The organism is Streptomyces sp. NPDC050485, from assembly GCF_044458185.1.
Lineage (GTDB): Bacteria > Actinomycetota > Actinomycetes > Streptomycetales > Streptomycetaceae > Streptomyces.
Genome location: NZ_JBITHR010000015.1, coordinates 92,770 through 115,515, shown reverse-complemented (window position 1 = coordinate 115,515; position 22,746 = coordinate 92,770). Strand labels below are relative to the sequence as shown.

The 22,746-nt window shown below is 70.8% G+C and carries 20 protein-coding genes; 10 read left to right on the top strand and 10 right to left on the bottom strand.

What is annotated here, in order from left to right; genetic code table 11:
* Positions 1 to 6: 6 nt before the first annotated feature.
* Positions 7 to 1,464 carry an ArsA family ATPase gene (locus ACIBK6_RS27710; RefSeq protein WP_399054091.1) on the bottom strand — a complete coding sequence of 486 codons (1,458 nt, stop codon included), beginning with the start codon at positions 1,462 to 1,464 and terminating at the stop codon, positions 7 to 9.
* Positions 1,461 to 2,423 carry an ArsA family ATPase gene (locus ACIBK6_RS27705; RefSeq protein WP_399054090.1) on the bottom strand — a complete coding sequence of 321 codons (963 nt, stop codon included), beginning with the start codon at positions 2,421 to 2,423 and terminating at the stop codon, positions 1,461 to 1,463. Before ACIBK6_RS27705 ends, ACIBK6_RS27710 begins: the two co-directional genes overlap by 4 nt.
* Positions 2,424 to 2,519: 96 nt before the next feature.
* Here ACIBK6_RS27705 and ACIBK6_RS27700 point away from each other — a divergent pair, with 96 nt between their 5' ends.
* The 5 genes from ACIBK6_RS27700 to ACIBK6_RS27680 all read left to right on the top strand — a co-directional run bounded on the left by ACIBK6_RS27700 (position 2,520) and on the right by ACIBK6_RS27680 (position 5,561).
* A complete protein-coding gene (locus ACIBK6_RS27700) occupies positions 2,520 to 2,681 on the top strand; it encodes a DUF4177 domain-containing protein (protein WP_003975360.1) in 162 nt (53 codons plus the stop codon).
* The gene (locus ACIBK6_RS27695) at positions 2,678 to 3,145 is read left to right on the top strand and encodes a RidA family protein (protein WP_399054089.1); all 468 of its coding nucleotides are present in this window, start codon (positions 2,678 to 2,680) and stop codon (positions 3,143 to 3,145) included. The genes ACIBK6_RS27700 and ACIBK6_RS27695 overlap by 4 nt, the downstream gene beginning before the upstream one ends.
* Before the next feature lie 444 nt (positions 3,146 to 3,589).
* Positions 3,590 to 4,468: an NUDIX hydrolase gene (locus ACIBK6_RS27690; RefSeq protein WP_399054088.1), complete on the top strand. Its 879-nt coding sequence runs from the start codon at positions 3,590 to 3,592 to the stop codon at positions 4,466 to 4,468.
* Positions 4,468 to 4,734 (top strand): hypothetical protein, encoded by a 267-nt coding sequence (locus tag ACIBK6_RS27685; protein WP_399054087.1) that lies wholly within the window; start codon positions 4,468 to 4,470, stop codon positions 4,732 to 4,734. The genes ACIBK6_RS27690 and ACIBK6_RS27685 overlap by 1 nt, the downstream gene beginning before the upstream one ends.
* Positions 4,731 to 5,561 (top strand): MBL fold metallo-hydrolase, encoded by an 831-nt coding sequence (locus tag ACIBK6_RS27680; RefSeq protein WP_399054086.1) that lies wholly within the window; start codon positions 4,731 to 4,733, stop codon positions 5,559 to 5,561. The genes ACIBK6_RS27685 and ACIBK6_RS27680 overlap by 4 nt, the downstream gene beginning before the upstream one ends.
* Before the next feature lie 535 nt (positions 5,562 to 6,096).
* On the opposite strand, the gene ACIBK6_RS27675 is transcribed toward ACIBK6_RS27680, so the two are convergent.
* Positions 6,097 to 6,771, bottom strand: coding sequence for a Crp/Fnr family transcriptional regulator (locus ACIBK6_RS27675; RefSeq protein ID WP_017947815.1), 675 nt, complete (start codon positions 6,769 to 6,771; stop codon positions 6,097 to 6,099).
* Between the two features lie 251 nt (positions 6,772 to 7,022).
* Between ACIBK6_RS27675 and nth the strand changes: the two genes are divergently transcribed.
* The 4 genes from nth to ACIBK6_RS27655 all read left to right on the top strand — a co-directional run bounded on the left by nth (position 7,023) and on the right by ACIBK6_RS27655 (position 12,073).
* Positions 7,023 to 8,135: an endonuclease III gene (nth, locus tag ACIBK6_RS27670; protein ID WP_399054085.1), complete on the top strand. Its 1,113-nt coding sequence runs from the start codon at positions 7,023 to 7,025 to the stop codon at positions 8,133 to 8,135.
* 710 nt (positions 8,136 to 8,845) lie between these two features.
* A complete protein-coding gene (locus ACIBK6_RS27665) occupies positions 8,846 to 9,475 on the top strand; it encodes an NUDIX hydrolase (RefSeq protein WP_399054197.1) in 630 nt (209 codons plus the stop codon).
* Between the two features lie 13 nt (positions 9,476 to 9,488).
* On the top strand, positions 9,489 to 10,688 hold the full coding sequence (locus ACIBK6_RS27660) for a MarP family serine protease (protein ID WP_399054084.1): 1,200 nt from the start codon (positions 9,489 to 9,491) through the stop codon (positions 10,686 to 10,688).
* A gap of 32 nt (positions 10,689 to 10,720) precedes the next feature.
* Positions 10,721 to 12,073 carry a 6-phospho-beta-glucosidase gene (locus tag ACIBK6_RS27655; RefSeq protein WP_399054083.1) on the top strand — a complete coding sequence of 451 codons (1,353 nt, stop codon included), beginning with the start codon at positions 10,721 to 10,723 and terminating at the stop codon, positions 12,071 to 12,073.
* 41 nt (positions 12,074 to 12,114) lie between these two features.
* Here the strand turns inward: ACIBK6_RS27655 and ACIBK6_RS27650 are convergent, their stop codons facing one another.
* The 6 genes from ACIBK6_RS27650 to ACIBK6_RS27625 all read right to left on the bottom strand — a co-directional run bounded on the left by ACIBK6_RS27650 (position 12,115) and on the right by ACIBK6_RS27625 (position 20,110).
* Positions 12,115 to 12,312 carry a hypothetical protein gene (locus ACIBK6_RS27650; RefSeq protein ID WP_261714600.1) on the bottom strand — a complete coding sequence of 66 codons (198 nt, stop codon included), beginning with the start codon at positions 12,310 to 12,312 and terminating at the stop codon, positions 12,115 to 12,117.
* A 116-nt stretch (positions 12,313 to 12,428) separates the two neighbouring features.
* Complete coding sequence (locus ACIBK6_RS27645; protein WP_399054082.1) at positions 12,429 to 13,376, bottom strand: alpha/beta fold hydrolase; 948 nt, start codon at positions 13,374 to 13,376, stop codon at positions 12,429 to 12,431.
* Positions 13,373 to 13,849: a phage holin family protein gene (locus ACIBK6_RS27640; protein ID WP_399054081.1), complete on the bottom strand. Its 477-nt coding sequence runs from the start codon at positions 13,847 to 13,849 to the stop codon at positions 13,373 to 13,375. The genes ACIBK6_RS27645 and ACIBK6_RS27640 overlap by 4 nt, the downstream gene beginning before the upstream one ends.
* A gap of 66 nt (positions 13,850 to 13,915) precedes the next feature.
* Positions 13,916 to 15,310: a Na+/H+ antiporter NhaA gene (gene nhaA, locus ACIBK6_RS27635; protein ID WP_399054080.1), complete on the bottom strand. Its 1,395-nt coding sequence runs from the start codon at positions 15,308 to 15,310 to the stop codon at positions 13,916 to 13,918.
* A gap of 241 nt (positions 15,311 to 15,551) precedes the next feature.
* Positions 15,552 to 17,507 (bottom strand): acetate--CoA ligase, encoded by a 1,956-nt coding sequence (gene acs / locus ACIBK6_RS27630; RefSeq protein ID WP_399054079.1) that lies wholly within the window; start codon positions 17,505 to 17,507, stop codon positions 15,552 to 15,554.
* A gap of 245 nt (positions 17,508 to 17,752) precedes the next feature.
* Positions 17,753 to 20,110: a bifunctional SulP family inorganic anion transporter/carbonic anhydrase gene (locus tag ACIBK6_RS27625; RefSeq protein ID WP_399054078.1), complete on the bottom strand. Its 2,358-nt coding sequence runs from the start codon at positions 20,108 to 20,110 to the stop codon at positions 17,753 to 17,755.
* Positions 20,111 to 20,391: 281 nt separating this feature from the next.
* Here ACIBK6_RS27625 and ACIBK6_RS27620 point away from each other — a divergent pair, with 281 nt between their 5' ends.
* Positions 20,392 to 21,693, top strand: coding sequence for a hypothetical protein (locus tag ACIBK6_RS27620; RefSeq protein WP_399054077.1), 1,302 nt, complete (start codon positions 20,392 to 20,394; stop codon positions 21,691 to 21,693).
* Here the strand turns inward: ACIBK6_RS27620 and ACIBK6_RS27615 are convergent.
* Entirely contained in the window at positions 21,671 to 22,669 is a 999-nt protein-coding gene (locus ACIBK6_RS27615; RefSeq protein ID WP_399054076.1) for an ATP-binding protein, read from the bottom strand. The two genes, ACIBK6_RS27620 and ACIBK6_RS27615, sit on opposite strands and share 23 nt — an antisense overlap.
* Between the last annotated feature and the right edge of the window lie 77 nt (positions 22,670 to 22,746).

The window sequence follows — 22,746 nt, the reverse complement described above, 5'->3', positions numbered from 1 at the left end:
GAGGGATCAGGCAGCTCCGGCCGGGTGACCACCGGCCGCGAGCCGGTCCCCGATGGTCCGGAGCCCCACGAGGTCGTGCACATCACCGGGCAGGGCGGCCACTTCGGCCACCGCGACCTCGGGGTGGAGCGCGGTGAAGCGGTCGCGCGTGCGCTGTTCGCGGGCGAGCACCTGCATCCGTTCGGCGTGCAGCCGCAGCAGTCCGGCGGTCAGCCGCTCGACCGAATCCTCACAATTCCCGTCAGCGCCAGGGGTGTTGGCAGGCTCGGGAGCCTTGGTGTCCGGTGACTCGGCAGCTTCGGGAGAGGAATCGCTGGAGCCACGACCTCCAGCCTTCCCGGCCTCCTGATCCACAATGCGACGTCCGTCAAGATTTTCTGTGCGCCTGCTGTCCGGAGTGGCGTCCGGGGTTTCGGACACGTCCGAGGTGGTGTCCGAGGCGTCGAGTACCCCCGAGGTGGTGTCCGAAGCGTCGTCGGGCACGTCCGCCGCGTCCGGCAGCTCGTCCAAGCTCGGTTCCTCCACGCTCCGTTCCTCCAGGCTCTCCGCCGCCGCGAGAGCGCGCTCGGCCGAGAGCCGGGCGGCCGCGCTTCCGTGCACGCGGTTGAGTACGAGCCCGGCCAGCGGCATGTCGTCGGCCGCCAGTCGCTCCACGAAGTACGCGGCCTCGCGCAGCGCGTCCCGTTCGGGCGCGGCCACCACGAGGAACGCGGTGCCCGGCGCCTGCAGGAGCCGGTAGGTGGCGTCGGCCCGGGTCCGGAACCCGCCGAACATCGTGTCCATGGCCGCCACGAAGGTCTGTACGTCACGCAGCAGTTGCCCCCCGAGCAGCTTGCCCAGGGTGCCGGTCATCATCGACATGCCGACATTGAGGAACTTCATCCCCGCCCGGCCGCCCATCTTCGCCGGCGCCATCAGCAGCTTGATGAACTTGCCGTCGAGGAACGAGCCCAGCCGCTTCGGTGCGTCCAGGAAATCGAGCGCGGAACGCGACGGCGGGGTGTCGACCACGATCAGGTCCCACTCGTCCCTGGCCCGCAGCTGCCCCAGCTTCTCCATCGCCATGTACTCCTGCGTGCCCGCGAAACCGGCCGACAGGGACTGGTAGAAGGGGTTCATCAGGATCGCCTTGGCCCGGTCGGGATCCGCGTGCGCCTCGACGATCTCGTCGAAGGTCCGCTTCATGTCGAGCATCATGGCGTGCAGCTCGCCCTCACCCTCCACGCCCTTGACCCGGCGCGGGGTGTTGTCCAGCGAGTCGATGCCCATGGACTGGGCGAGCCTGCGGGCCGGGTCGATGGTGAGCACCACGACCTTCCGGCCGCGCTCGGCGGCCCGAACTCCCAGTGCGGCAGCGGTAGTTGTCTTACCCACCCCGCCCGAGCCGCAGCACACGATGATGCGGGTACCCGGATCGTCCAGCAGCGGATCGATCGCCAGCGGCTCGGCCGCGTCCAAAGTCACTCACCCACCCCGAGCTCGCGCAGTTCCGTGGCCAGGCGGTAGAGCCCGGCCAGATCCATTTCCTCGCCGATCAGCGGCAGTTCGTACGTCGGCAGCCCCAACTCGCTGAGCACCGCCCGCTGTTCACGCTCCAGTTCCACCCGCTCGGCATGCTCGGCGGCCTGCTCAAGCAGCGGCGTCACCAGCTTCGCCGAACCGGTCACCCCGGCGCGCGTCAGCGTCTTGGCGACCTCCTTGCGCCGGTCGCCGGTGACCCCGCGCACCGCCGCCTCGTCAAGCACGTGCGGCCGGACCATGTTCACGATGACCTTGCCCGTCGGCAGCTCGGCGCCGCGCAGCTCGGCGATCCCGTCGACGGTCTCCTGTACGGGCATTTCCTCCAGCAGCGTCACCAAGTGCACTGCGGTTTCAGGTGACTTGAGGACCCGCATGACGGCCTGGGCCTGATTGTGTATCGGCCCGATCTTCGCGAGCCCGGCCACCTCGTCGTTCACGTTCAGGAAGCGGGTGATGCGCCCGGTGGGCGGCGCGTCCATCACGACGTAGTCGTACGCGTACGCCCCCTGCTTGCTCTTGCGGCGCACCGCCTCGCAGGCCTTGCCGGTGAGGAGCACGTCCCGGACGCCGGGTGCGATGGTGGTGGCGAAGTCGATGGCGCCGAGCTTCTTCAGCGCCCGGCCCGCGCCGCCCAGTTTGTAGAACATCTGGAGGTAGTCGAGCAGCGCGCGTTCCGCGTCGATGGCCAGCGCGTACACCTCGCCGCCACCGGGCGCGACGGCGATCTTCCGCTCCTCGTACGGAAAGGCTTCCGTCTCGAAGAGCTGCGCGATGCCCTGCCTGCCCTCGACCTCTACGAGGAGGGTGCGCCTGCCCTCGGTCGCGAGGGCGAGCGCGAGTGCTGCGGCGACCGTGGTCTTGCCGGTACCGCCCTTGCCGCTGACGACCTGGAGCCTGCTCACACCTTCGAGCCTAACCAGTCCGCCCGCGGCCTACGCATGTGGTCCGGGTAAGGCGTCCGCGCGAGGGGGCGGCGGGCAGCGGCTACAGTCGGGCCCATGACCAAGTGGGAATACGCGACCGTGCCCCTTCTCGTGCACGCGACCAAGCAGATTCTGGACACCTGGGGCGAGGACGGCTGGGAGCTGGTCCAGGTCGTCCCCGGTCCGAACAACCCCGAGCAGCTGGTGGCCTACCTGAAGCGGGAGAAGCAGGCATGAGCGCCGTCGAAGCCAAGCTCGCCGAACTGGGCCTGACCCTGCCGTCAGTCGTCCCCCCGCTCGCCGCGTACCAGCCCGCCGTGCGGTCCGGTGTGTACGTGTACACCGCCGGCCAGCTCCCGATGGTGGACGGCAAGCTGCCCGTCACCGGCAAGGTCGGCGCCGAGGTCACCGCCGAGGAGGCCAAGAAACTGGCCGCCACCTGCGCTCTCAACGCCCTCGCCGCGGTCAAGTCCGTCGCGGGCGACCTGGACCGCATCGCGCGCGTCGTGAAGGTCGTCGGCTTCGTGGCCTCTGCCCCCGACTTCACCGGCCAGCCCGGCGTCATCAACGGCGCCAGCGAACTCCTCGGCGCCGTCCTCGGCGACAAGGGCGTCCACGCCCGCAGCGCGGTGGGCGTCACGGTGCTCCCTCTCGACGCCCCGGTCGAGGTCGAAATCCAGGTGGAGCTCGTCGAGGACTGAGAGGACTGACGGGTGGCGGGCCGCCGGTGGCGATCCGCCGCACTGTCGGCAGGGGCCGGGCTCTGAGCCGAGCTCGTGCTCTGGCTCGGGCCCGTGACGGCTTGTGCCCGCCCCAGGTGGGGCCGGGGGTGGCGTGGAGCATGCACCAGCCTCGTGGGCCGACGAAGCTGGCCCTGGCGGGGCCGGGGGGCGGCGTGTGGGGTACGCACCAGCCTCGTGGGACGGCGTCGACCGGCGCGAGCTACGCGCCGTACGCGACGGCGAGCGCCCGGTGTCGTCGCCGCGCCGCTCGCTGACGGCGAGGGCGGGGGCTGGCCCTGGCGGGGCCGGGGGTGGCGTGGAGCACGCACCACCCTCGTGGGTCCGCCCGGCGCTGCGTGACAAAGGCGTGTCACCTACACGCACCCCCTCGAACATCCGCACGTCACCCCGTAGCATCCGCCCATGCCCAATGGTCAGTGGTACCCGCCGGAGTGGCCGGACCGCATCCGCGCCCTCGCCGCCGGTGAGCTCACCGCGGTGGCACCGCGGCGGGCCGCCACCGTGATGCTGCTCAGGGACGGGGCGGGCACGGACGGCCCCGCCGTGCACATGCTGCGCAGACGCGCCTCCATGGCCTTCGCCGGAGGCGCGTATGCGTACCCGGGCGGCGGCGTGGACCCCCGCGATGCCGAGGACGCCCAGCTCGGCTGGGCGGGCCCGACCCGCGAGACGTGGGCCGAACGCCTCGGCACGGACCCCGCCTCCGCCCAGGCCATCGTCTGCGCCGCGGTCCGCGAGACCTACGAGGAGGCGGGCGTCCTCCTCGCGGGCCCCGACCCCGCCACCGTCGTCGGCGACACCACCGGCGACGACTGGGAGGCCGACCGCCAGGCCCTGGTCGCCCGCGACCTGAGCTTCGCCGAGTTCCTGGACCGCCGTGGCCTTGTGCTCCGCTCCGATCTGCTCGGTGCCTGGGCTCGCTGGATCACCCCCGAATTCGAGCCCAAGCGGTACGACACCTGGTTCTTCGTCGCCGCGCTCCCCGTGGGCCAGGTCACCCGGAACGCCTCGACCGAGGCCGACCGCACCGTCTGGATCCGCCCTGCCGAAGCCGCCGCCGGCTACGACAAGGGCGAACTCCTGATGATGCCCCCGACCGTTTCCACCCTGCGTGATCTCCTTCCGTACGCCACTGCCGCCGAGGCCCTCGCTGGGTCGGCCGGCCGCGATCTGACCCCGGTCCTCGCCCGGGCCCGACTGACCGAGTCCGGTGAACTCGTCCTGAGCTGGCCGGGCCACGACGAGTTCACCAAACACATCCCGGCGGGGGGCGGCGCCTGATGATCCGTCCCGCCGACACCGTCGCCTACCGCGCGTGGGGAGACCTCATCCGAGGCGCCCTCGCGCGTGCCGCCGACCTTGCTAGGGGCGACCTCGCGTGGCGAGACCTTGCGCGGGGCGACCTTGCGACCGGCGCCCTCCCGAGGCGCCGTCCCCTCGGACCCGCCTCGCCCGGTCCCGTGGGGCGCGCCCCGGTGGCCCTGGCCGTGCCGGGGTGGTCCGCCCCGGTGACCACCGACATCGCCACCCCCGGAGGTGCCGTATGAGTGATGCCTCCGCTCTTCCCGGGCAGCCGCGCGGCGGGGTCCTTTCGGGCCCTGCCACCGACCGCGCGATCAATGTCCTCGCACCCAACGCTTCCGCGATGACCCTGGACGGCACCAACACCTGGATCGTCGCCGAGCCCGATTCCGACTTGGCCGTCGTCATCGACCCCGGGCCGCTCGACGACGTGCACCTCAAGCACGTCATCGAGACGGCCGGTCAGGCGGGCAAGCGGGTCGCGCTCACCCTGCTCACCCACGGGCATCCCGACCACGCCGAGGGCGCGGCCCGCTTCGCCGAGCTGACCCGTACCCCTGTGCGCGCCCTGGATCCGGCCTTGCGCCTGGGTGACGAGGGCCTCGCGGCGGGCGATGTCATCACCACCGGCGGCCTGGAGCTGAGGGTGGTGCCAACCCCCGGCCACACCGCGGACTCACTCTGCTTCCATCTGCCCGCCGACCGGGCGGTCCTGACGGGCGACACGGTCCTCGGGCGCGGTACGACCGTCGTGGCCCATCCCGACGGCCGCCTGGGCGACTATCTCGACTCCCTTCGCAGGTTGCGTTCGCTGACTGTTGACGACGGTGTGCACACGGTGCTGCCGGGGCACGGTCCGGTGCTCGACGACGCCCAGGGCGCCGTCGAGTTCTATCTGGCCCACCGCGCGCACCGGCTTGCCCAGGTGGAGACGGCGGTGGAGAACGGCCACGTCACGGCGGCGCAGGTGGTGGCCCTGGTCTACTCGGACGTCGACCGGTCGCTGTGGCCGGCCGCCGAGCTCTCGGTGCGCGCGCAGCTCGAGTACCTGCGCGAGCACGGCCTTATCTGACATGACGTCAGTTGGTGCAGCGTCATGCGTCGCGTGTCGCCTGGTGCCGACGACGGCGTTAATTGCCCTGTCTGTAGAGGAGAGTTGGGTGAGGTAGGCCTCAACTCTCGTACGGACGCGGGGGCTTGGGACTTGGCCCCCCGTGGGCCGTGAGGTGTTTGGCGGCGGGTCACGGCCCGGGATCTTCGGTGTACATCTCGAGAACGCCCCGGCTCGCCGCGGGGTTCCCGGCCGCCCGGGTTTTTCAACTGCCCGCCCCACCCGGGACGGTGGTGCGCAAGGGCCCCGACTGCGCGCCGGTTCCCGGCCGCTCGTCCGCTTCCCGGCTACTCGTCTGCTTCCGGGCCGCTCGTTTCCCAGCTACTTGTCCGCGTCGCAACCACTCGTCCGGCTCTCCTGGCCGCTCGTCCGCGTCGCAACCACTCGTCCGCTACCCGGCCACTCGTCCGCGTCCATGCGAAAGGGGCCGGTCTCGGACGAGACCAGCCCCTCAGGCGTTACGGCATGCCGTGTGCGGCGTGCGAATCGAAGGCGCTCAGCGCGAGCGCTTCGCCAGCCGCTCCACGTCCAGCAGGATCACCGCTCGGGCCTCCAGGCGCAGCCAGCCGCGCTGGGCGAAGTCGGCCAGTGCCTTGTTGACCGTCTCGCGGGAGGCGCCGACCAACTGGGCCAGCTCTTCCTGCGTGAGGTCGTGGACGACGTGGATGCCCTCCTCGGACTGCACGCCGAAGCGGCGCGACAGGTCGAGGAGCGCGCGGGCGACCCGGCCCGGCACGTCGGAGAAGACCAGGTCGGACATCTGGTCGTTGGTCTTGCGCAGTCGGCGGGCGACGGCCCGCAGCAGTGCGGTGGCCACCTCCGGGCGCGCGTTCAGCCACGGCTGCAGGTCGCCGTGGCCGAGGCCGAGCAGCTTGACCTCGGTCAGCGCGGTCGCGGTGGCGGTGCGCGGGCCCGGGTCGAACAGGGACAGCTCGCCGATGAGCTCGCCGGGGCCGAGGACCGCCAGCATGTTCTCGCGGCCGTCGGGTGAGGTGCGGTGCAGCTTTACCTTGCCCTCGGTGACCACGTACAGGCGGTCGCCGGGGTCGCCCTCGTGGAAGAGGGCGTCGCCGCGGGCGAGCGTCACCTCACTCATCGAGGCGCGGAGCTCCGCGGCCTGCTCGTCATCGAGCGCCGCGAAGAGCGGGGCGCGCCGCAGAACGTCGTCCACGAATCTCTCCTTGTCGACCGGTATCAGGGGAGCGTGCTCCCCATTTTGCCGGACGGTCTAAACAGTGCGATCAATCACAAGGATGACGTACTGGAGTGCCGGACCGTGAGCCAGGGGGCCGATTGGGGCGCTGATTCGCTGTGGTCGGGGCGGATGTCGGTGCCGGGCTTTAGGCTGGCCGGGTGTCCAATTCGCCGGTGAGAGCGCAGGCCAGGGGGGCTGGAAGAGTGTCCGCAGAGAACGATTCCGCTGTGGGCGAACAGCCCGCGTCCAAGCCGAAAGAACCCGTGAAGAGGGCCGCGCGGGCCACGAAGGCCGCCTCCTCGACACGGGCCGATACGACGCGGGCCGATACGTCGGCGAAGCCGACCAGGGAGGCTGCCGCGGTGAAGCCCGCCGCCAAGAAGAGTGCCGCCGCCGAGGGGGCCGCTGACAAGACCGCCGCCACCAGGGGGACCGCCGCCAAGAAGGCCGCCGCCTCGGATGCGGCGCCCCCGAAGAAGGCGCCCGGCACTCGGGCAAAGGGCGGCCCCAAGGTCCAGGGCGGCATGACCGCCCAGGGCAAGGGCGGGGCCCAGGGCAAGACCGCCGGTTCCAAGCCCGAGTCCCGGCTCGCGATGATCCGCCGGGCTCGCCGCATCAATCGCGAGCTCGCCGAGGTCTACCCGTACGCCCATCCCGAACTGGACTTCCGTAATCCGTTCGAGCTGCTCCTCGCGACCGTCCTGTCCGCGCAGACCACAGACCTGAGGGTCAACCAGACGACGCCCGCACTGTTCGCCGCGTACCCGACCCCCGAGGACCTCGCCGCGGCGAACCCCGAAGAGGTCGAGCAGATCATCCGGCCCACCGGGTTCTTCCGGGCAAAGACCAAGTCGATCATGGGGATCGCCGTGGCCGTCAGGGACGAGTTCGGGGGCGAGGTGCCCGGCCGTCTGGAGGATCTGGTCAAGTTGCCGGGAGTTGGGCGAAAGACCGCAAATGTTGTGCTTGGTAATGCTTTTGGGGTCCCTGGGATCACTGTCGACACCCACTTCGGCAGGCTGGTGCGCCGCTTCAAGTGGACCGAGCAGGAGGACCCGGAGAAGGTCGAGGCGGAGATCTGCGCGATCTTCCCCAAGAGCGACTGGACGATGCTCTCGCACCGGGTCGTCTTCCACGGCCGCCGCATCTGCCACGCCCGCAAGCCTGCCTGCGGTGCCTGTCCGATCGCCCCGCTCTGCCCGTCGTACGGCGAGGGCGAGACCGATCCCGAGAAGGCGCGGAAGCTCCTGAAGTACGAGAAGGGCGGCTTCCCGGGCCAGCGGCTGAACCCGCCGCCGGACTACCCGGGGCTGCCCGCGCCCCCGCTGGGAGCAGGCTGACGTCACCCGGAAGACGGACGCTTCCGGCCGGCCGGAACGAATGTGACGGCCGCGGGCGTTGTGGACGATGAATGACGGGGGTGCATATGACGCACGCGAGCGAGACGTACGACGGCGATCTCGGCGGCATCGACGCGCAGGGCCGCACCGGCGGCCCGAGCAGCCGTACGGAGCCCGCCGGTGGCCACACCGGGAGCCGTAACGCCCTGAGCGGCCACGCCGGCGCCCTGAGCGCCCATGTCGGTGGCTCAGGCCACGCCCCGGGCGCGAGCCGAACCGGCGGCGAGGCGCAGCCGGGTCGCGGCACGAACGGCATAGAGGCTCCCACCCAAGCCCCTGACCGCCCCGGTACGAGCCAGGGGCTTGGCGCCGCCCGGCCCCCCGGCACAGGCCAAGCCGCCCAAGCCGCTGCCCGGCCCCCCAGCACGGGCCGAGCCGACCAAACGGCAGGCCGCCCCGGCGGCGGCCAAGCTGCCCAGGCCGCAGGCGTCCCCGACACGGGCCAAGCTGCCCAAGCCGCAGGCCGCCCGAGCACGAGCCAAGCCACCCCCACCGCCCGCAGCCAAGCGGCGCCCCCCACTCCCGCTGCCCGCGGCGATGCGGCGCCTCCCACCCCCGCCGCCCGCGGCCAAGCGGCGCCTCCCACCCCCGCCGCCCGCGGCGATGCGGCGCCCACCCCCACCGTCACCACCCAAGGCCTTCCCGAGTGGCTGGCTCCCGTCGCGCGGGCCGCGGAGGCCGTCGCGCCCGAGCAGATGAGTCGGTTTCTGCCGCCGGACAGCGGGGACGGGCGGCAGTCCGCAGTGCTCGTGCTTTTCGGCGACGGTCCCCGTGGCCCCGAGCTGCTCCTCATGGAGCGGGCGAGCCAGCTCCGTTCGCACGGCGGCCAGCCCTCCTTCCCCGGCGGTGCCCTCGACCCCGAGGACGGCGACCCGCGCACCACGGGACCGCTGCGGGCCGCCCTGCGCGAGGCCGAGGAGGAGACCGGCCTCGATCCGGCCGGCGTCCAGCTCTTCGGTGTGCTGCCCAGGCTCTACATCCCGGTGAGCGGCTTCGTGGTGACGCCCGTCCTCGGCTGGTGGCGCGAGCCGACCCCGGTACGGGCGGTCGACAGCGGCGAGACGGCCCGCGTCTTCACGGTGCCCGTGGCGGATCTCACGGACCCGGCCAACCGGGCGACCGCGGTCCACCCACGCGGCCACACAGGTCCGGCATTCCTGGTCGAATCGGCACTCGTCTGGGGCTTTACGGCCGGTGTGATCGACCGGATCGTGCACTACGCGGGGTGGGAGCGCCCGTGGGACCGCGCCAAGCAGGTGCCGCTCGACTGGCACGCGTGACAGGCTGGGGCCCGTGAACGTGCTGGACATCCTGTTGCTGGTCGCCGCCGTATGGTTCGCGATCGTCGGCTACCGCCAGGGCTTCGTCGTCGGCATCCTGTCGGTGATCGGGTTCCTCGGCGGTGGCCTCATCGCCGTGTATCTGCTCCCGGTCATCTGGGACCACATCACCAACGAGTCCCAGGTCTCGACGACAGCGGCCGTCGTCGCGGTCGTCATCGTGATCGTCTGCGCCTCCGTGGGCCAGGCCTTCACCACACATCTGGGCAACAAGCTGCGCCGGTACATCACTTGGTCGCCCGCGAGAGCCGTGGACGCCACCGGTGGCGCCCTGGTGAACGTCGTGGCCATGCTGCTCGTGGCGTGGCTGATCGGTTCCGCGCTCGCCGGGACCGCGCTGCCGACCCTGGGCAAGGAGGTCCGCAGCTCCAAGATCCTGCTCGGCGTCTCCAATGTGATGCCCCAGCAGGCGTCGACCTGGTTCAGCGACTTCTCCTCGGTCCTCGCGCAGAACGGCTTCCCGCAGGTCTTCACCCCGTTCTCGAACGAGTCGATCACCGACGTCCAGGCGCCCGACCCGAAGCTCGTGGGCAGCCCGGTCGCGGCCGCCGCCAAGAAGTCCATCGTCAAGGTCGTCGGCATGGCCCCGAGCTGCGGAAAGCGCCTCGAAGGCACCGGCTTCGTCTTCGCCGACCGCCGCGTCATGACCAATGCGCACGTGGTGGGCGGCGTCGACGAGCCGACCATCCAGATAGGCGGTCAGGGGCGTACGTACGACGCCAAGGTCGTGCTCTACGACTGGCGCCGCGACATCGCGGTCCTTGACGTGCCGGATCTGAAGGCGCCCCCGCTCCAGTTCACCTCCGCCGAAGCCCACAGCGGCAACAGCGCGATCGTCGCGGGCTTCCCCGAGGACCACCCGTACGACGTACGCTCCGCCCGGATCCGCGGCCGGATCAGCGCCAACGGCCCGGACATCTACCACCGCGGCACCGTCCGCCGCGATGTCTACTCGCTGTTCACCACGGTCCGCCCCGGCAACTCCGGTGGCCCGCTGCTGACCACCGAGGGCAAGGTGTACGGGGTGGTCTTCGCAAAGTCGCTGGACGATCCGGACACCGGATACGCGCTGACCGCCGGCGAGATCCAGGCCGACATCCACCAGGGCCGCACCGCAAGTCAGCAGGTCGACAGCCAGCAGTGCGCCCTATGACCCGTTGACGACTCCCCGACGAGAAGGCTCCGATGCGACTGACGATCCTCGGCGGCGGCGGCTTCCGCGTCCCGCTGGTGTACGGCGCCCTGCTGCGCGACCACGCGCCCGGGCGTGTCACCGAGGTGGTCCTGTACGACCTGGACGCGGCCCGGCTGCACGCGATGGGCCGGGTGCTCGCCGACCAGGGGTACGGAATCGAGGACGCCCCCCGGGTGCGTACCACCACCGATCTCGACGAGGCGCTGCGCGGCACGGACTTCGTGTTCTCCGCGATCCGGGTCGGCGGTCTGGAGGGCCGGGCCGCCGACGAGCGGATCGCGCTCGCCGAGGGCGTGCTCGGCCAGGAGACGGTCGGTGCGGGCGGCATCGCCTACGGGCTGCGGACCGTGCCGGTCGCCGTCGACATCGCCCGCAGGGTCCGGGCACTCGCCCCCGAGGCCTGGGTCATCAACTTCACCAACCCGGCGGGCCTGGTCACCGAGGCGATGGCCGAGCACCTCGGCGACCGGGTCATCGGCATCTGCGACTCGCCGGTGGGCCTGGCCCGCCGGGTCGCGCGCGCGGTCGGCGCCGACCCCGGGACCCTGCGTCTCGACTACGCGGGCCTCAACCACCTGGGCTGGCTGCACGGCCTGTACGACGGCGAGCAGAACGTTCTGCCGCGCCTGTTCGAGCAGGGTGACGAACTGCTGACCTCCTTCGAGGAGGGCAAGCTCTTCGGCGCCGACTGGCTGCGCTCGCTCGGCTGCGTACCCAACGAGTACCTGCACTACTACTACTTCAACCGCGAGGCGGTGGCCGCCTACCGGCAGGCCGAGCAGACCCGCGGCGCCTTCCTCAGGGACCAGCAGGCACGCTTCTACGCCACGGCCGAGACGGTGCCCGACGCGTCGGTGTGGGCCGCCTGGGACCGTACGAGAGCCGAGCGCGAGGCCACGTACATGGCGAAGAACCGGGACGTGGCGGGCGCCGGTGAGCGCATGGCCGACGACCTGGAGTCCGGCGGGTACGAGACCGTCGCGCTCGCCCTGATGCGGGCCATCGCGAGGAACGAGGTGGCGACGCTCATCCTGAACGTGCGCAACGGCAGTTCGCTGCGCGTGCTCGACGAGCAGGCCGTCATCGAGATCCCGTGCCGCGTCGACGCCGCGGGCCCCCGCCCGCTGCCCGTCTCACAGCTGACGGGCCATGAGGCAGGCCTGGTCAGCGCGGTGAAGGCGGTCGAGCGGTGTGTCCTGGAGGCGGTCGAGAGCGGGTCGGCGCGGGCGGCGGTGAAGGCCTTCGCCCTGCATCCGCTGGTCGACTCCGTCCACGTCGCCCGAAGGCTCCTGGACGGCTACCGGGGCGTGCACCCCGGCCTCGGCTACCTCAGAGCCGACTAGCCGACTACCCGGCCGGCAACCGGATGCGCCGCCGGGTACGGCTAGGTGCGCGTATGCCGCAGCCGGGCCGAGACCCAGCGGGCCCGGCGCCGCAGGATGCGCGGAATGCCCACCTCCTGGGAGTCGGGGGAGGGGTGTTGCAGCCCCTGCCCCTGCGGGCCGCCCCTCTCGTACGAGACCGGCCCTGCGGCCGTTCGGCGGTTGCGTGCTGCGTCACCGTAGTCGTGCGTCCAGCCCATACCCCGACGTGTGCCCGGGGCCCATGGTCGGTAACCGCGCCAGAGGGGGCCAATTGGCCTATGCGCCAGGCATTTGGCTGTTCGTAGGACAACAGTTCCCGCGGCGACACCGGAACTCAGCGGTCCGGTTCAGGATCCTTCAGCCAGTTGACGAGTTCGGTCGAGAACGCCACCGGGTCCTCCTCGTGCGGGAAGTGGCCCAGACCGACGAACAGCCGCCAGCGGTACGGGGCTTCGACGTACTCCCCGGAGCCCGCCGCGCTGCGGGTCCGCATCACCGGGTCGAGCGAGCCGTGCAGATGCAGCGTCGGAACCCGGACCGGCCGCTTCATCCGCCGGTTGAACTGGATGCCGTCGGGCCGCGCCATCGACCGCACCATCCACCGGTACGGCTCGATCGAGCAGTGCGCCGTGGAGGGGATGCACATGGCGCGCCGGTAGGTCTCCACGGCCTCGTCCTCGGGCTGGCGCGGGCCCGACCAGTCCCGTACGAGCCTGCCGACCAACGCGCCCTCGTCCGCGACCAGCTGGCGCTCCGGCAGCCACGGCCGCTGGAAGCCCCAGACGTAGGAGCCGGCCGAGGTCTGCTTCATGTCGGCGAGCATCGCCGAGCGCCAGCGCCGGGGGTGCGGCATCGAGGACACCACGAGCCGGCGCACCAGCTTGGGGCGCATCACGGCTGCCGTCCACGCCAGGTAGCCGCCCAGGTCGTGCCCGACGAGGGCCGCGTCGGGCTCGCCGAGCGACCGTACGACTCCGGTGATGTCGAGCGCGAGGTTGGCCGGGTCGTACCCGCGCGGGGTGCGGTCGCTGCCGCCCACGCCGCGCAGGTCCATCGCGACCGCACGGAACCCGGCGTCGGCCAGCGCGGTCAGCTGATGGCGCCAGGTCCACCAGAACTGCGGAAAGCCGTGCAGGAGCAACACCAGTGGCCCGTCGCCGAGTTCGGCGATGTGGAAGCGCGCACCGTTGGCCGCCACGTCCCTATGGGTCCAGGGACCATCGATGCGGACGGGGCTGCCGGTGCCGCCAGGGCTTCCGGTACCGGGATCGGGTGCGGTCATGCAGACGAGCGTGCCACAGCGGGGGCGGCGTCGGTGACCGTCCCCTGGAGGGTGGCCGGGCGCGGATGCGGCTTCACACCCTGGAGGGTGGCGGCCGTCGCCTTGGCCGACGCGATGGACTTCTCCGGCGGCTTGACCTTCTTGAACTTGGCCACGGCAAGCAGCCCGAGCACCGCCGCGAGCAGCAGGAACGCCCCGCCCACGATCAGGAACGACCAGGCGAGCCCGAGCCCCAGATTGTGGATTCCGTACGCCGCCGCGAAGCTCAGCACCGGCAGGGAGAACAGGACGAACACGCCCGCCGTACTGATGGCGAGGCCACCGATCGCCCCGCGCTTGACGTCCTGCCGCAGCTCGGCCTTGGCCAGCGCGATCTCGTCGTGCACCAGCGCGGACATCTCGGCGGTCGCGGAGGCGACCAGCTGGCCGAGGCTGCGCTCGGCGCTGCCGGCGTTGTGGCTGGGGTCGCTCATCGCTGACTCCCTCTTCTCTTCTCGGTTACCGACGGGTCCAACAGGGCCAACAGGGCCGTGGTCAGATCATGTCGCACTGTCGCCGTCGTCGCGCCCCGCCCCCGCCAGTTGTGCCAGCCTGCGGTGCTCGGCCGCCTTGTTCTCATAGATCGCGGCCATCCGCAGGTGGTAGTCCGGCTTGTCCATCTCGTACACGTCGGGGATGCCGTCCTGGTCGTCGTCCCGTTCCTCGTCCTCGACGAGCACCTTGTACTTGCGCACGCGCATCTTGAGCAGGACGGAGGACAGCACGGCGGCTATCAGCGAGCCCATGAGGACGGCCGCCTTGACCTCGTCGGCCAGCTTGTTCTGGCCGGTGAAGGCGAGCTCCCCGATGAGCAGCGAGACCGTGAAGCCGATCCCGGCGAGCGAGGCGACGGCGAAGACATCGGGCCAGGCCAGGTCGTCATTGAGCTCGGCCTTGGTGAAGCGGGCGGCGAGCCAGGTACCGCCGAAGATGCCGAGGGCCTTGCCGACGACCAGGCCGAGCACCACACCGAGCGTCTCGGGCCGGGTGAAGACATCGGCGATCGCGCCGCCGCTGATGGAGACGCCGGCCGAGAAGAGCGCGAACAGCGGCACCGCGAGCCCGGCCGACACCGGGCGCACCAGGTGCTCGATGTGCTCGCCGGGGGAGTGCTCCTCGCCGTCGGAGCGGTGGCAGCGGAGCATCAGGCCCATCGCGACACCGGCGATGGTGGCGTGGACGCCGCTGTTGTACATCAGCCCCCAGATGACCAGCGCGAGCGGGATGTAGACGTACCAGCCGCGCACGCCCTTCCTGAGCAGCAGCCAGAAGACGGCGAGCCCGAGGACGGCTCCGCCGAGTGCGGCGAAATTGATGCTGTTGGTGAAGAAGACGGCGATGATCAGGATCGCGAAGAGGTCGTCGACGACGGCGAGGGTGAGCAGGAAGGCGCGGAGCGCGGACGGCAGGGAGGTGCCGATGACCGCGAGGACGGCGAGCGCGAAGGCGATGTCCGTAGCGGTCGGTACGGCCCAGCCGTCAAGAGCGCCGTGGCCGACGACGTTCACCAGCGTGTAGACGAGCGCGGGCACGGCCATGCCGCAGACCGCCGCGATCACGGGCAGGGCCGCCGCCTTGGGGTCGCGCAGTTCTCCGGCGACGAGTTCACGTTTGAGTTCGATGCCGGCGACAAAGAAGAAGATCGCGAGCAGGCCGTCGGCCGCCCAGTGCTGAAGGGCGAGGTCGAGCCCGAGGGAGCTGATCCCCAGATGGAAGCCGCGGACCGACTCGTAGCTGGATCCGAAGGTGTTCGCCCAGATCAGGGCGATGATCGCGGCCACCAGCAGCAGGACGCCGCCGACCGTCTCGGCACGCAGCGCGTCCGCGACGAAGTTCCGCTCGGGGAGCGAGAGGCGTCCGAGGAACTTGCGGCTGCTGGGGGTGGGTATGGCCACGAGGGCGACCTCCGGTCGGTTCGGCGGGCATGACTCAGCACGTTGCCGACCAGACTTCCCGGCGCACCTGACTTTCTTGTCGCATCGTTGACGCTTTCCTTACTTTACCTAACTTTACGAACTGGTGTGCGTCGGGGTGGATCCGGTGATCATCACTTTAGGGGCATAGCAGACATAAGGCGCGCGAAAAGAGGCCCGGCCGCAACCCCGGCCGGGCCCCTCGTCGGTGTACTTCCGCTGCTCAGTCCTCGCTGGCCGCGGTCGGCAGCTGGGTCTGGATCAGGGCCATCACCGAGGAGTCGGTGAGCGTCGTGACATCGCCCAGCTCACGGTTCTCGGCGACATCGCGGAGCAGCCGGCGCATGATCTTGCCCGAGCGGGTCTTGGGCAGCTCAGCCACCGGCAGCACCCGCTTCGGCTTGGCGATCGGGCCGAGCGCCGAGCCCACGTGGGCGCGGAGCTCCTCCACCAGGCCGTCGGACTCGGCGGCGCTGCCGCGCAGGATCACGAAGGCCACGATCGCCTGCCCGGTCGTCTCGTCGGCCGCGCCGACCACGGCGGCCTCGGCGACCGACGGGTGCGAGACGAGCGCCGACTCGACCTCGGTGGTGGAGATGTTGTGGCCGGACACCAGCATCACGTCGTCCACCCGGCCGAGCAGCCAGATGTCGCCGTCGTCGTCCTTCTTGGCGCCGTCGCCGGCGAAGTACTTGCCCTCGAACCGGGACCAGTAGGTGTCGATGAACCGCTGGTCGTCGCCCCAGATGGTGCGCAGCATCGACGGCCACGGCTCGGTCAGGACCAGGTAGCCGCCCCCGCCGTTGGGCACCTCGCGCGCCTCGTCGTCCACGACGGTGGCGGAGATTCCCGGCAGTGCGCGCTGGGCGGAACCGGGCTTGGTCTCGGTGACTCCGGGCAGCGGCGAGATCATCATCGCGCCGGTCTCGGTCTGCCACCAGGTGTCCACGATCGGGCACTTGTCGGCGCCGATGTGCTTGCGGTACCACATCCACGCCTCGGGGTTGATCGGCTCACCGACCGAGCCGAGGACCCGCAGCGACGACAGGTCGAACTTGGCGGGGATGTCGTCGCCCCACTTCATGAACGTACGGATCGCGGTCGGCGCGGTGTAGAGGATGGTCACGCCGTACTTCTGCACGATCTCCCAGAACCGCCCCTGGTGCGGGCTGTCCGGGGTGCCCTCGTACATGACCTGGGTCGCGCCGTTGGCGAGCGGCCCGTAGACGATGTACGAGTGCCCGGTGACCCAGCCGATGTCGGCGGTGCACCAGTAGACGTCGCTCTCCGGCTTCAGGTCGAACACCGCGTTGTGGGTGTACGCGGCCTGGGTGAGGTAGCCGCCGGAGGTGTGCAGGATGCCCTTGGGCTTACCCGTCGTACCCGAGGTGTAGAGGATGAACAGTGGGTGCTCGGCGTCGAAGGCGGTGGGTGTGTGCTCTGCCGACTGGCGGGCGACGATGTCGTGCCACCACACATCGCGGGTGTCGTCGAAAGCGGTGTCCTGACCCGTGCGGCGTACGACGAGCACATGCTCGACCTGGGGGCACTTGGCGACGGCCTCGTCGATCGCGGGCTTCAGAGCGGACGGCTTGCCGCGCCGGTAGCCGCCGTCGGCGGTGATGACCAGTTTGGCGTCGGCGTCCTGGATGCGGGAGGCGACGGCGTCGGCCGAGAAGCCGCCGAAGACGACGGAGTGCGCGGCGCCGATCCGGGCGCAGGCGAGCATCGCGACGGCCGCCTCGGGGATCATCGGCAGATACACCGCGACCCGGTCTCCGGCCTGGACCCCCAGCTCGACAAGGGCGTTGGCGGCCCTTGACACCTCGTCCTTGAGCTCGGCATAGGTGAGGGCGCGGCTGTCGCCGGGCTCGCCCTCGAAGTGGATGGCGACCCGGTCGCCGTTACCGGCCTCGACGTGCCGGTCGACGCAGTTGTACGCGACGTTCAGCTTGCCGTCGGCGAACCACTTCGCGAAGGGCGGGTTCGACCAGTCGAGGGTCTCGGTCGGCTCGGTGTCCCAGGTCAGGCGCCGGGCCTGCTCGGCCCAGAAGCCCAGCCTGTCCGCCTCGGCCCGCTCGTACGCCTCCGCCGTCACGTTGGCGTTCGCGGCCAGCTCGGCGGGCGGCGCGAACCGCCGCTCCTCCTTGAGCAGGTTGGCCAGGCTTTCGTTGCTCACGACATCTCCCTTTCCCAGGGCGTCCTATGTGCCTATGTGTCCCGGGCCATAGCTCATCAGGCCAGGGCCCGGGTGACAAGAGTCTCCAGGGAATTGGTTTAGACCTGTAGAGGCTCCTGGTCATCGGCGTGGCGCAGGTATGGCCTCCCCTGCAACAGGGGAGGCCATACGTTCTCACGAGCGGGGGACGGGGCCGGTTCGGGCGGCCGTTTTCGGACACGCGGCTCGGCGGGGCGCCCGTCCGGTCAGGCGGGCGATTCCTCCATGGCGGTGCCGCCGACCCCCTCGAAGACCTCCGCCGCGTCGTCCGGGACGAGCAAGTAGGCCTGCGCCTCGCCGACATGGAAGTACATGCCGTGCAGGGCGAGGGTGCCCTCGGCCAGCGCGCGCGCCACCGATTCGTGCCGCCGCAGATGCTCCAGCTGCTGTACGACATTGGTCAGGCAGAGCTGCTCCACGGCGTCGGCGGGCAGCCGCCCGGCGATCCGCGCCCAGGAGTGCCGCCGGCTCGCCATCCGCTCCAGGCTCGGCATCCCGTGCCGCAGCCAGCGGCGCAGCGGAGTCATCGGCGCGCCCGGACTGCTGTTCAGCAGCGCCTGCATCGCGCCGCAGCCGGAGTGCCCGCAGACGGTGATCGACTCGACCTGGAGCACATCCACCGCGTACTCGATCGCCGCCGCCACCGAGTCGTCCGCGCCCTCGGCACCCGGCGGGGGCACCAGATTGCCGACGTTGCGCACGGTGAACAGGTCGCCCGGCCCACTGGCGGTGATCATGCTGGTGACCAGGCGGGAGTCCGCGCAGGTGATGAAGAGCTGGTGAGGACGCTGACCCTCGCGCGCGAGCCGCGCCAGCTCGTCGCGCACCAGCGGGGCGGTGTTCCGCTGGAACGAGCTGAGCCCGCTGGCCAGTTGGTGCCCGAGCGCGCGCTGCGACGGCTGCTCCTGGCAGTGGTGGTTGCGCCACGGCGTCCAGGGCCGGCAGCAGGTGTGCGCGGCGGAAACGGGCTCGGCGGCTCCTCCCGGGGCTCCCCGTTTCGCGGCGGCGACCCCGGCCCCCGCCCGCCCCGTGATCCGCATCAGGCCGCCGCGCGCGGTGTGCGCGTCCTGCCAGCCCTGCAGCGCTTCGAAGGCGGCGTGGTCCATGAACGAACCGTCCAACTCGACCACGACCTCGGCTCCTTGGGGCATCTGGGCAAGCGCCCGCGTCAGCCGGGGCACCGCCAGGAACGTCAACTGCCCCCGTACGCACAGCAGATACCTGCCGTCTGCCTCCTCCTGGGCGGTGATCCGGGTGCGGGCGAGCCGGTGCAGCGCGACGACCACGGCCACCGCGATCCCGATGACCACCCCCTGGAGCACGCCGAAGACGAGCACTCCGGCGACGGTCGCCACGTAAACCAGGAATTCGCGGTTCTTGTGGACGTTGCGGATGTGCGCGAAGTTCACCATCTGGATGCCGACCATCATCACCAGCGCGGCGAGCGCGGCCAGCGGGATCCACTCCAGTTCGGAGACGAGCAGCCCGGCGGCGAGCAGCACCCACACGCCGTGCAGCACGGTCGAGGCGCGGCCGGTGGCGCCCGCGCGCACATTGGCGCTGCCGCGCACCGCGCCGCCGGAGACGGGCATGCCGCCGAGCAGCCCGGAGAGGGCGTTGGCGATGCCCTGACCGCGCAGCTCACGGTCGAGGTCGGCGCGCGGCGGGTGCGCCGACCCCGGCCGTTCGGCGGCCAGTCTGTCCACGGCGACCGCGGAGAGCAGCGACTCCAGGCTGGCGACCAGCGTCACCGTGAGCACCGCGGTGGCGAGCCCGAGCAGCGGCCCGTGCGGCAGTTCGGGCAGGACGTGCGCGTCCCAGGAGGGCAGTACGACCCGGGCGATGCGCGGCGCGGCGAGCGCGGCGGCCCCGGTGGCGACCACCACACAGGCGAGCGCGGCGGGGACTCTGCGCAGTGCCCTTCCGGTACGCCCGGGGATGCGCGGCCACAACAGTAGTACGGCGATGGTCAGTGCGCCGACGAGGGGCGCGGCGGGGCCGACCCTGGCCAACTGGCCCGGCAGGGCAAGTGCGTTGTCGACGGCCGAGCTCTGCGGGGAGCCGCCGAGGACGATGTGCAGCTGGGCGAGTGCGATGGCGGCCCCGATGCCGGCGAGGGTGCCGTGCACGATGGCGGGGCTGACCGCGAGCGCGGAGCGCGCCGTCTTCAGGGAACCCAGGGCGACTTGGAGCAGGCCCGCGCACACGGTGATGGCACAGGTGGTGCGCCAGCCGTAGGTCTGGATCAACTCGGCCGACACCACGGTCAGTCCGGCGGACGGACCGCTGACGAGCAGGGGCGAGCCGCCGAGCAGTCCGGCGACGATTCCGCCGATGCCGGCGGCGATGAGGCCGGCCTCCAGCGGTGCGTCGATGGCGACGGCGAGGCCGAGCGACATCGGGACGGCGAGCAGGAAGACGGTGATGGACGCCGAGAGGTCGGCGCCGGGGACCGTGAAGCGGCGACGCCTGGGGCCGCCTCCCGAGGGAGACGGGCCGGCGGGTCGCCGGAAGCGGGGGGTGCGAGCTGAGGGCTGGGTGCGACTGGGTAGGCAGGCAGGCATGGTTCCCGTCTCCTCCGGGGCAGCGCGGTCGCGGAACGTGGGTCGCGGCCGTGGGTCACGGCAGTGCAGTGGCGGGATTCTCAATACTCGGTAAATGAATCGTAATGCAGAGTAAAGGTCAACACTTCACACGCGGGGCAAATAGGGCAATGATTCACTCTCAAGGGTGAATAATCAGCTTATCGTTCGGCTTGTCGTACTGCGCCCCCTGACCGTGCGTGCGACTTTTGCGGCGCCGTGACGGCATTCAACGCACATAACCGCAAGGAAGAGGTGGGCGGATGATCGACGCCACGCACGCCACGAAGAGGATCGCTGTCGGTGCCATCGCCGCGGCACTGGCCGCCGGAGCCGCGGGCTGCTCCGCGGACCCCGCCCAGACCAAGCCGGGCGCCCCCGGCGGCCAGGGCGCCGCCGCCCCCAAGAGCGCCGTACACCTCATCGGCGACGGCTCCACCGCGTACACCGGACTCCAGCCGCACCTGCTCAAGCCCCTGAAGCTGAAACCGGGGGAGCGGCCGCCGCAGTTCGTGGTGTTCTCCTGGGACGGCGCCGGCGAGGACAGCCAGCAGCTCTTCTCCCACTTCCGGAAGGTCGCCAAGGAGAACAACGCGACCATGACGTACTTCCTGAGCGGCGTGTACATGCTCCCGGAGGACAAGGCGAACCTGTACACCGCGCCCAAGCACGCTCCGGGCCGCTCGGACATCGGCTTCAACGACCTCAAGGGGATCAAGGACACCGTCACCCAGCTGCGCGCCGCGTGGGAGGAGGGCAACGAGATCGGCACCCACTTCAACGGCCACTACTGCGGCCCCGACGGCGGGGTCGGCACCTGGTCGGTGCCCGAGTGGAAGAGCGAGATCGCCCAGGCCAAGTCCTTTGTGAAGAACTGGAAGACAAACGCGGGAATGAAGGGAGAAGCGCCGCTCCCCTTCGACTACGACAAGGAGCTCGTGGGCGGCCGCACCCCCTGCCTGGAGGGCCAGAAGAACTTCGTCAAGGCCGCGGGCGAACTGGGCTGGCGCTACGACACCAGCGGCGTCAACGACCAGGTGTGGCCGAAGAAGAACCCCAACGGCATCTGGGACCTGTCGATGCAGCTGGTGCCCATCCCGGGCCGGGGCTTCGAGACCCTGTCCATGGACTACAACTTCTACATGAACCAGTCCGACGCGAAGGCCGGTGACGCCGATCAGCACGAGTACTGGGGCAACCAGATGCGCGACGGCCTGCTCCAGGCCTTCGACCGCTCCTACGACGGCAACCGCGCCCCGCTCATCATCGGCAACCACTTCGAGTCCTGGAACGGCGGCACCTATATGCGCGCGATCGAGGACACCATCAAGGCGGTGTGCGGGAAGCGCGACGTCCACTGCGTCTCGTTCCGCCAGCTCGCCGACTGGCTCGACGCCCAGGACCCGGCCGTGCTCGCCAAGTTCGGCATGCTCAAGGTGGGCGAGGCCCCGAAGGGCGGCTGGGCAGCCCTGGAGGCCGCCCAGCCCGCGGCCCCGGCGAAGCCGGTCGCACCGCTCAAGCCCGCGGCGCCCCAGCCCGGTATCAAGCAGGCTGCGGCTCACTGACCTCGGCGGCCAACTGCTCGCTCAGCACGAACCCGGGGTCGACCTGCGCCGCCAGGTCGGCCCCGGTCTTCGCGTTGCCCCAGCTCTCCGCGTTCTTCAGGTGGAAGTGGACCATCTGCCGCGTGTAGCGCTCCCAGTCCCGGTGGGCGTACGAGTCGTCCGCGGCGTTCTGAAGCGCCTGCAGGGCGAGCCGGTTGTCGGCCTCCAGGAGCTCGAAGCGGGGCGGGCGGCCCTTCTCCATCGCGCGGACCCAGTCGGAGTGGCCCATCGTGACCAGGAGGTCCTCGCCGACCTCCGCGCGCAGGAACTCCACGTCGTCCTGGCCCTGCACCTTGTTGCCGACGACCTTGAGGGCGACCCCGTAGTCCCGGGCGTACTCCTTGTACTGGCGGTAGACCGAGACGCCCTTCCTGGTCGGCTCGGCCACCAGGAAGGTCATGTCGAAGCGCGTGAACATGCCCGAGGCGAACGAGTCGGAGCCCGCCGTCATGTCCACGACGACATACTCGTCCGCGCCGTCCACCAGGTGGTTCAGGCAGAGCTCGACCGCGCCGACCTTGGAGTGGTAGCAGGCGACCCCCAGGTCGGACTCGGTGAACGGGCCGGTCGCCATCAGCCGGATGTCCCCGTCGTCCAGGACGACCCGGCGCGCGCACGCCTCGTACACCGGGTTCGCCTCGCGCACCCGCAGCAGCCGGGAGCCCTGGCCCGGCGGTGTCGTCTTGATCATCGTCTCGGTGGAGGCGATCCGTGGGTTGGTGCCGCGCAGGTACTCCTTGATGAGCGGAAGGTGCGCGCCCATCGCGGGCAGCGCGGCGGCCTCCTCCTCGTCGAGCCCGAGCGCGGCCCCGAGGTGCTGGTTGATGTCTGCGTCGACCGCGACGACGGCGGCCTCGTTGGCGGTGAGGTGGCGGATGAAGAGCGAGGACAGCGTGGTCTTGCCGCTGCCGCCCTTCCCCACGAAAGCGATCTTCATGTTCACCAACGGTAATCGCACCGTGTCTGTAAGTGTGCGCCGTCAGTGAAGAAGACCACTCGAAGGTGGGGCGCGGC